The following is an 8,358-nucleotide window of genomic DNA, read 5'->3' on the forward strand; positions in this document are numbered from 1 at the left end:
TCTGGAGATTGGTCCAGTCGACAAAATCCCTGTCCACCAGGCAAAGGGAACCCACCCCGGCCCTGGCGAGAATATTCGCAATGTTGCTTCCCAGCGCTCCCAGGCCGATTACCACCACCCTTGACTGCCTTATCGCCTGCTGGCCGGCCTCACCGATCTCCGAAACAAGCGCCTGCCGGGCATACCTCTCAGGTATGATCACCATCTACCTCCTCTCCCTACATACCCTGGCCTTACGCTGCTTGTTACAGAATACCATTGATATTCTACTAAGTCAATCATATATCTAGGATTAATGGGAAGCAACCACCCCTACCCCTTAAACACTTAAACTAAATGCAATGACCAGTCCGGCCCTCTTTAAAAGCACGGCAAAAAGGCCGCTTCGCAGCCATTTTTCTCAAGATATTTGCAGGTACCGGGAACTCATGAAACGTCACCGCACTGATAAGGGAATGCCGAATCCTCACCATCCTCCCGGCAGATCTCACCGACCATGTCAGGCGTGAAGCAGATTACGACTGCTTTCTTTCGGCATCTTTTCCGAATCAGCCAGGTGTTCCGCAAGTTTCCCATCGCCTCAATTCCTAACCCTTGAAGAGATCGCCTGTACAGACCCGGAAAAACGTTTTACCGAACACGGTTAGCCAGCAGAAGGCCAGCAGGCAATAGCAAAGAAACCCGTAGAATCTGAGGGGTGAGCATTGGAAACCTGTGGCAATTGAGTAGGTTGCCCCGGCGTAGGCGCCGAGCGGAAAGGTAAACGCCCACCAGGAAAGGGGGAAGGGCAGGTTCTTGCGCAGGATATTGGTGAGGGTAACAATGCCTGCCACAACGAGCCACCAGAACCCGAAACTCCAATAGATCAGACCGAAAATTTTGATTACCGGCAGGGCAAGGCTTCCCAGCCAGGGCGCGCTGACCGTTCCCAGATTCAGCAGAGCAAGAGTACCCGCACCGATGGGCCCCAGGTAGATCCAGGTGGTGGGAATCAAGGCCCCCGGAAGAGGTGGAGCAACAATAAATCTATAGAAACAGATCACCGCCAGGAATATGAAGAGAAAGAAGCCGGTCCCCCAGGATGCGTAATTTACCAGCAGCAGCAACTTTTGAAAGGATTGCGGCCAGTAGGGAATGAGTTTCGCACCGGCAATGGGAGCCACTATCAGGCTCACCGGCGGCATGAACCAGGCCGGATTCAGGTCGGCAACCGTTACCCGGTTGAACAAATTGATAACCGGTGTGATGACTGCGAAGGCCAGGGCCAGGATCCCCCCCGATACCCAGCAGACCTTGGCGATCTTGACTGCCAAATCCATGCCCAGGTATTCGGTACCTATAACCAGGAAATCTGCCGCCAGCACCAGACACCCGATCGGCATCGTGGCGTAGAACTGCCCTGTAACTGTAATGGGGTGCTGCAGGTCGCGCAGGGATTGCTCTGTGAAACAAAACCAGCGCAGGGTCCAGGGAAGAATGAGCGCGCAAAAGAGGATGATGTTGATCACCCATAACCAGGCTGCCACGTTGTTTAACCAGGGCCAGTAGCAGGAATAGTATTTGCTGGTGACCGCGAAGATTCCCGTCCCCATAACTGAGGCAAACCAGGCCGGAGCAAAATTTTTTATAACCTTTGTCAAACCCTTCATCCCGGGTTCCTGCAACTGCACCTTTGCTTCCAATACAATCTCTCCTTTCCAAACCTCCAGGCAAGGCGCCGCCTTCTTTCGCCTTAAATTTTAGAAAGATTGCTCCTGGTAATCACTGCACGATCTTTTCGCACTTCTGGATTATTTTTAGGTTGGCAGGTGAACCCATAAAAATCGAAAAAAAAAGACATAAAAAAAACCGGATTTATTTCCGGTACGGAATATCAAATGAATTGTCTACACTTGGTTTCTTTTTCTATAGCGGGCGGGTGTTAAACCGGTTTTTTTCTTAAACAGGCGTGAAAAATAATTGGCATCTTCGTAGCCCACCTGCCCGGCGACTTCGGAGATAGAAAGGGCGGGATCGGTTCTGAGCAGTTCTTTGGCCTTATCCAATCTTGTGGCCGTGAGATAATCCGTAAACGTCCGTCCCTGCTCCCGGCGAAATAAATAGGAAAAATAGGCGGGGCTGAGGTGAACCTGCCGGGCCACTTCCTCCAGTGTCAGCGGCTTCATGTAGTTCTGCAAAATGTAGGCAGCCGCCGACTTAACGAGCTGCCGTGGTCTGGTCAAACCGACATCAGGCCCAGCTGCAGATGGCCGTACGGCCGATAGTTCTTCGAGGCAAGCACCGATTGCCCGCTTGAGTTCGTCGGGATGCACCGGCTTGACAAGGTAGTCTTTGGCGCCGCAGCGAACGGCCGCCCGGGCGTAATCAAAGCGTGCGTACGCCGTCAAAAAGATTATCCTGGTTTGAGGGTTTACCTGCTTGATCTTTTGGGCGGCGGCAATCCCATCCAGACCGGGCATTTTAACATCGAGCAGGATAATCTCCGGGCGGTACCGTCCGGTTAAAGCAATCACCTCCCCACCTGTCGCGGCTTCCAGGACGGCATCAAAGGAAAAATTAAGGTTTTTAATCATCTGCTTGAGCCCGCGGCGAACGATGGGCTCGTCATCTGCCAATAAAATCTTCATTTCTCCGCCCATCTCCGGTTGTGAAAGGGATCCGGAGCGTCACTTCCGTACCCCTGTTCTTTTCGCTTTTGATGCGGATCCCGTAGCCTTCGCCGAAAAGGGCGAGGCAGCGTTTATGAACATTCGCTATCCCGATTTCCCCTGCTTCCTCGAATATCTCTTTCCGGTTAAGCCTCCCGGTGATTTTTGCGAGCTCTTCCGGCGTCATTCCGACACCGTTATCCCTCACGTGAAATATCAGATCCCGGCCCCGCACTTCCGCCTGCAACTCCAGGCGGCCGGTCCCTTCATAAGGCTCCAATCTGTGGATGAGGGCATTTTCCACCAGGGGCTGCAGCGACAGGGCCGGTACCCGGGCATCCAGGAGGGCATCGGGGATATCGATCACCACCTGAAGCCTGTCTTCAAAACGTGTTTTTTGGATGAAGAGGAGGCTGTTTACCGCTTCCATCTCATCCCTGAGAGAGGTCAGCAGGTCGTTGACACTGAGCCTGGCGCGGAGCAGGTTGCTCAGGGCATTGATGATATCCGGCGTTTTCCTGGCACCCTCCAGATAAGAGAACATCTGGATCGTATTAAGGGCATTGAACAGAAAATGGGGATTGATCTGCGAACTGAGGGCACGCAATTCCGATTCCAGCAGGGCCTTTTCTATTTCAGCCTGTCTGACCTTTGCCTGGGCAGATCCCAACCGGATGAAACAGTTGCTGATGGCATAAAGGGTCTCCCCCAGCAGCAGGATCTCTTCGCGCTTTTTAACCGGCACTTCTTCGTAATATCTCGACAAACGTTCCCGGTTCAAACCCAGGTCCGCAACCTTCTGCAAGACCTTGCCGGTATCGACGGTGCCGTCATCTATTCTTATCTCCCCTGTGGCCAGCGCTCCAATAGCGCCCCGTTCTCCTTGTAACGGAACGGCCAGGACGTACAAACCGGCATGACAGGGAAAAAGGTGGTGCCTGTGCGGATCGAGGTAAACACATCGCCTGGCAGTCTCCCGGCACCGCTGATAGCCTACCGGATGATTGCGGACAAGGCGGCAGAAATTGCACTGTTGTTTGTTAATCGGGGTAATGACATATGCCCCGGAGCAGCTTACATACTTGATCCAGAGCCGATAAAAATTGCTTAAATTCTCAAGCACCGGCTGGATGATGTCTTGATTTTGTTGGAATGGGTTGTTATCAAATGTTTCCACAAGCCTACCCCTTGTTCTTCTTGATATTTTATTCCCTAAGAAGATCTTTTTTCCTTCTCTAAAAAGGTCAATGATATCCCGGGCGGTAGTAGAAGTTCACAAGCTTCCTCAAGGCTCTCTGTACGTTGCCTGGAAGGGGTACATCTATCCTCTCGAAGAGCAGAAGGAAGAAAAGTATGCGTCTGGAGCAGCAGAGCAACAACTAAAGCAAGACTTGAGCATAATAAGGAAGGGTGTCGCAGTCACATCCCACAAACCACCAGCAGACCACCCTTGGCGAAAACCGTTTCTTCCGCGCAGGTCTAATTATACCACATCTCTGACAAATTCACTGACGAATTTTACCTGACATTTTTACTGACGCTTGACAAAGCCTCCTCGTCGTTACCACCCGCACCGCCAGTAACTGCTGGCAACCGTTTGCCCGCTTCAATTTGCGCCGCTCAGGAAGCGGTTTGTCTTTTGGGTCTACGTGGAAAACAATAAAGTAGTGCTGGAACCGGTGACCTCTCTAGACGTACTCCTGAAAGACCTGGTGGCCGAAGCTAAAGATAAAGGATATACCCGTCGGGAAATCGAGCAGGAAATAGAGGCTGCTCGGGAACGGCTTTTTAGAGAACTTTACGGAGATCAAGCATGAGAGTAATGCTTGATACTAACGTTCTAATCTCTGGGATGGTTTTTCAAGGACCGGAGCGCCGGTTATTAGAGAGTATTCTTAAGAATGAGCATGTTTTGGTGCTCTGTGAACAAACAGAAACAGAGGCAGAAATGGTTCTGCTACGCAAGTTCTCCATTTCCGAAAGGTTTTTAAAAAACTTCCTCCAGTTATTCCGGCTCGGACGCCCGCCGGTACTTCCCGAAGTATTTCAAAACGTTTACCTGGTTCCGGAGCTTCCCGTCAACAAAGACCAGCGCCAGAGCCAGCCCGCGGCCGTCGTTGTAGGCGAGGATCTGCTCTCTACAGGTGATCATTCTCATCTGCCCGGTTTTGCGGCTTGAGCCGGAGCAGCCGGACCCCGTTCAGGGTCACCAGCACCGAGGCCCCCATGTCGGCGAGAATGGCCAGCCAGAGGGTCAGCCAGCCTGGGAAAACCAGCAGGACGGCAGACAGCTTGACAATCAGGGCAAAGGCGACATTCTGCTTAATTACTCTCACTGCCGCTTTGCTCAGGCGGATACAGAAGGGGAGTCTGGACAGGTCATCCCCCATCAGGGCGATATCCGCGGTTTCCAGGGCGACGTCCGTTCCCGCCCCGCCCATGGCGATCCCTACGGTGGCCAATGCCAGAGCGGGAGCGTCGTTGATCCCGTCACCCACCATGGCCACCTTGCCGTATTTTTCGATCAGCTTTTTCACGGCCTCCACCTTGTTTTCGGGCAGCAGATCGGCTTCGAACTCGTCGATCCCCAACTGCCCCGCAATGGCTTTGGCGGTGGCGGCATTATCGCCGGTCAGCAGGACGGTTCGCACACCGGTTCTCTTCAGCTCCCGGACGGCATTTTTGCTCGTCTCCCTAACCTGATCGGCTACTGCGACGACCCCCAGGATCTCTGTTTCGGTTCCCAAGATCATCGCCGTTTTCCCCTGCTCCTGGAGCGGCTCCAGGAGCGGTTTGATCCGGCTCACCGGGGCCCCGATCTCCTCAAACAACCTGGAACTGCCCATGTAATACACCCTGCCGGCGACCTCCGCCCGGGCGCCTTTTCCGGCGATGGCCTGAAAATTCTCCACCCGGGACAACTCGAGCTTCATCTCCCCGGCCTTTGCCACAACAGCTCTGGCAAGGGGATGTTCGGAAAGCAGCTCGATGCTGGCGGCCAGGGCCAGCAGCCTGCGCTTATCCTGCTCCCCGGTGGGGATCACGTCCGTCACCACCGGCTTCCCGACCGTTAGCGTCCCGGTTTTGTCGAAAGCAACCACAGCTAGGGCGCCGGCCTCTTCCAGATGAATGCCGCCTTTAATCAACACCCCGTTGCGGGCGGCGTTGCCGATGGCCGCCACCAGGGCAACCGGGGTTGATACCACCAGAGCGCACGGGCAGGAAACCACCAGCAGGGTCAGGCCCCGGTAAATCCAGGGGCCCCAGGATTGTCCCAAGGCAAGAGGAGGCAGCAGAACGATAACCGCCGCCAGCGCCAGGACGACAGGAGTGTAAACCGCTGCGAAGCGATCCACAAAGGCCTGGGACGGAGCGCGCCGGGATTGAGCCTCCGCCACCATGTGAATGATTCTGGCAATGGTGGTATCGTTGACGAGTCTGGTTACTTCAACCTCGATGGCGCCTTCCTGGTTCAGGGTGCCTGCGAAGACCTCGTCCCCTACCCCTTTTTCTACCGGAATTGACTCCCCGGTAATGGCCGCCTGGTCGACGGCGGAATTTCCTCTGACAATCCTGCCGTCCATGGCGATCTTTTCGCCGGGCCTGACGATCATGATGTCGCCCACCCGGATTTCGTCGACGGGAAGCAGGATTTCTTTGCCGTTGCGCCTGACCAGCGCCTCCCTGGGGGTAATGTTCATCAACTCCCGGATCGATTGTCGTGCCTTTTCCATGGTATACGACTCCAGGGTGTTGGAGACAGAGTAGAGAAAGGCCACCACCGCACCCTCGGACCACTCCCCGATCGACGCCGCGCCGATCACCGCCACGGTCATCAGCACGTTCATATCAAAGCTAAGTCTCTGGAGGCTGAAGAACGCCTTCCTGGCTGTGGCCGCTCCCCCGATCACCATCGCCGCCAGGAAAAAGGCTATGGTGACAGGGCCCGGAGTGCCGGTAAACTTCGCAATCCAGCCCGCCAGGAGGGCGGCCCCAGACAAACCGGTGATAAGGAGGCGCTTGTGCCGCTGCCAGAAGGTCTGTTCTACGGGAGCTTCCCCTTCCGGCCGGGCGATGATGTCATGCCTGGCGCCTTCCCGGGTAACCGCCTCGGGGTCAAACCTTCCCTCCACCGTCAACCTGGAGGCGCCGAAATTGAGTTCCGCCCTGGTAACTCCAGGGATCGCCGCCACGTCTTTTTCAAACCTGGCGGCGCAGTCGATTCAGGTAAGGCCGGAAAGCTTGAAAACGATCTTTCCTTCCTTCCCGGGCGTAACCTTGAAGGCATCTGCCGGCATCATTCCAGGCCCCCTTTGAGTTGGTGGATGATCGTCTCTAACAGTTCCGCTATCTTCCTGTCCTTCAGGCTGTAGAAAACGATTTTCCCTTCCTTGCGGTATTTGGCCAGGCCGATATTCCTCAAGAACCGGAGGTGGTGAGAAGCGGCCTGGACGGTGGAACCGATCAGGTTGGCCACATCGCAGACGCAGAGCTCTTCTTTGGAGAGGGCATAGATGATTTTCAATCTGGTATCGTCGGCCAGCGCCTTGAAAAAGAGGGACATGCCCTCAGTGACCGCCACCTCTTGCTTCAACCGGTTGACCTTTTCGGCATCGGAACAGAAAATTTCACAGACATCCGGAGTAAAACCTTCCCTGACAAACCGGCGATCGACCATGGGCTCACCCTTTCAAAACTCATTCGGGCAGCTTTATTAAAACATGCACTTTAATGTTATAATATTTCCTCCTGTTAAAACTGTCAACGGGAAAATGACCCGGTCACCTCTATCTCTCCCCGCCACCGCAATCCCGGCCACCCCGCGGCCGGGGGCGATCCGGGCGCAAAAAAAGCCCCGGCCCGGCAGGGCTCAAACCAGGCTACCTGCTCCAGTTCCAACGCCCTTTGCCTGATATTGCGTAAACGAGATCCTCCTAACCGGGGCCAGAAAAGAAAACGACGACAGCTGGAAATGAGAACAAAAAAGGCGGCAGGCAACCTGCCGCACCGGGAGAAGCAGCTCGAGGTGGAGAATTGATCTAGGAGCCATCCGTTCTAATTAAATTGGCCTCTTTCTCAGGGTCTGGATGTGGACCTCATGACGTCCGATAATCTCGTACATGGATTCCTGGTGCGCGGCAATCTCGTCCACTTTATCCCGAATATTTAAGACATGGCCGGCTATGAGATCCGTCTGCTTTTGCAGGTTGTCAAACCTGGCCAGCGCCTCCGCTTTGAACTGGGCCTGTTCCCTTGCCAGGACTTCCACCCTCACCGTCAATTCGTCCTGCCGTTTCCGCAGCCCGTCCTGTCCCTTTTCAAGAGAATCCAAGCGATCTGCAACCTTCTTAAACTGTTCTGAAATATTATCGAATTGCTTCAATACCAACTCCTGAAACTCTTTAAGTTCCACCCTCGCATCTAAAGCAACGGCTTTGCAACCACCAGGCGCCAAAAGCACTAGGTTTGGAGCCTGGACCGAATTCCCTGCCAGACTTTGCGTTCCAGGAAGCTTCCCGGGACGCTGGCCTCCATCTCCAGCGCCCGTTCGAAGGGCACGGCAAAGCTCAGGATTTCCGGGGGTAAAAACCCCCTCACCGTGACATCCGTCAGGCCGATAATCCCCCGCTTCTTACCCAGCCGCTCCAGGCGGGGATAGAGGACAAGGCTCGAACACCCGGAACCGAAGAGGGCGGCAACCCCGTCATTG

11 protein-coding genes and 2 pseudogenes are annotated in these 8,358 nt (G+C 54.6%); 2 read left to right on the plus strand and 11 right to left on the minus strand.

The window, feature by feature from the left end; translation table 11 throughout:
* The 5 genes from HPY90_RS13845 to HPY90_RS13865 form a co-directional block, all read right to left on the minus strand.
* Nucleotides 1–205: HesA/MoeB/ThiF family protein (locus HPY90_RS13845; RefSeq protein ID WP_287195340.1), on the minus strand; the 205-nt coding region annotated here is incomplete at its 3' end.
* 221 nt (nucleotides 206–426) lie between these two features.
* Nucleotides 427–576, minus strand: a complete 150-nt coding sequence (locus HPY90_RS13850) for a hypothetical protein (protein ID WP_287195342.1) — start codon at nucleotides 574–576, stop codon at nucleotides 427–429.
* Between the two features lie 11 nt (nucleotides 577–587).
* Nucleotides 588–1,682 carry a TDT family transporter gene (locus HPY90_RS13855; protein ID WP_287195344.1) on the minus strand — a complete coding sequence of 365 codons (1,095 nt, stop codon included), beginning with the start codon at nucleotides 1,680–1,682 and terminating at the stop codon, nucleotides 588–590.
* 204 nt (nucleotides 1,683–1,886) lie between these two features.
* On the minus strand, nucleotides 1,887–2,627 hold the full coding sequence (locus tag HPY90_RS13860) for a response regulator transcription factor (RefSeq protein WP_287195346.1): 741 nt from the start codon (nucleotides 2,625–2,627) through the stop codon (nucleotides 1,887–1,889).
* Nucleotides 2,605–3,825 (minus strand): sensor histidine kinase, encoded by a 1,221-nt coding sequence (locus HPY90_RS13865; RefSeq protein ID WP_287195348.1) that lies wholly within the window; start codon nucleotides 3,823–3,825, stop codon nucleotides 2,605–2,607. The genes HPY90_RS13860 and HPY90_RS13865 overlap by 23 nt, the downstream gene beginning before the upstream one ends.
* A gap of 490 nt (nucleotides 3,826–4,315) precedes the next feature.
* Here HPY90_RS13865 and HPY90_RS13870 point away from each other — a divergent pair, with 490 nt between their 5' ends.
* Both HPY90_RS13870 and HPY90_RS13875 read left to right on the plus strand, forming a co-directional pair.
* On the plus strand, nucleotides 4,316–4,465 hold the full coding sequence (locus HPY90_RS13870; RefSeq protein WP_287195351.1) for a hypothetical protein: 150 nt from the start codon (nucleotides 4,316–4,318) through the stop codon (nucleotides 4,463–4,465).
* Between the two features lie 5 nt (nucleotides 4,466–4,470).
* Nucleotides 4,471–4,632: pseudogene (locus tag HPY90_RS13875) on the plus strand (PIN domain-containing protein); the annotation flags it as partial.
* Between the two features lie 21 nt (nucleotides 4,633–4,653).
* On the opposite strand, the gene HPY90_RS13880 reads toward HPY90_RS13875, so the two are convergent.
* The 6 genes and pseudogenes from HPY90_RS13880 to HPY90_RS13905 form a co-directional block, all read right to left on the minus strand.
* Nucleotides 4,654–4,806 (minus strand): CRISPR-associated endonuclease Cas1, encoded by a 153-nt coding sequence (locus HPY90_RS13880; protein WP_353733677.1) that lies wholly within the window; start codon nucleotides 4,804–4,806, stop codon nucleotides 4,654–4,656.
* Nucleotides 4,787–6,841, minus strand: a complete 2,055-nt coding sequence (locus tag HPY90_RS13885; protein ID WP_502707216.1) for a heavy metal translocating P-type ATPase — start codon at nucleotides 6,839–6,841, stop codon at nucleotides 4,787–4,789. Before HPY90_RS13885 ends, HPY90_RS13880 begins: the two co-directional genes overlap by 20 nt.
* A 104-nt stretch (nucleotides 6,842–6,945) precedes the next feature.
* The gene (locus HPY90_RS13890; protein WP_287195353.1) at nucleotides 6,946–7,326 is read right to left on the minus strand and encodes an ArsR/SmtB family transcription factor; all 381 of its coding nucleotides are present in this window, start codon (nucleotides 7,324–7,326) and stop codon (nucleotides 6,946–6,948) included.
* Between the two features lie 83 nt (nucleotides 7,327–7,409).
* The gene (locus HPY90_RS13895) at nucleotides 7,410–7,547 is read right to left on the minus strand and encodes a hypothetical protein (RefSeq protein WP_287195355.1); all 138 of its coding nucleotides are present in this window, start codon (nucleotides 7,545–7,547) and stop codon (nucleotides 7,410–7,412) included.
* 160 nt (nucleotides 7,548–7,707) lie between these two features.
* Nucleotides 7,708–8,061: a hypothetical protein gene (locus HPY90_RS13900; RefSeq protein WP_287195358.1), complete on the minus strand. Its 354-nt coding sequence runs from the start codon at nucleotides 8,059–8,061 to the stop codon at nucleotides 7,708–7,710.
* Between the two features lie 47 nt (nucleotides 8,062–8,108).
* Nucleotides 8,109–8,358, minus strand: a pseudogene (locus HPY90_RS13905) (DUF169 domain-containing protein); the annotation flags it as partial.

It is taken from the genome of Syntrophothermus sp. (genome assembly GCF_013314835.1).
Classification (GTDB): Bacteria; Bacillota; Syntrophomonadia; order Syntrophomonadales; family Syntrophothermaceae; genus Syntrophothermus; species Syntrophothermus lipocalidus.

Bases quoted from the DNA above. Each gene is read 5' to 3' on its own strand.
- HPY90_RS13850 (WP_287195342.1), bottom strand. From the start codon at position 576: ATGGGAAACTTGCGGAACACCTGGCTGATTCGGAAAAGATGCCGAAAG.
- HPY90_RS13860 (WP_287195346.1), bottom strand. From the start codon at position 2,627: ATGAAGATTTTATTGGCAGATGACGAGCCCATCGTTCGCCGCGGGCTC.
- HPY90_RS13880 (WP_353733677.1), bottom strand. From the start codon at position 4,806: ATGAGAATGATCACCTGTAGAGAGCAGATCCTCGCCTACAACGACGGC.
- HPY90_RS13890 (WP_287195353.1), bottom strand. From the start codon at position 7,326: ATGGTCGATCGCCGGTTTGTCAGGGAAGGTTTTACTCCGGATGTCTGT.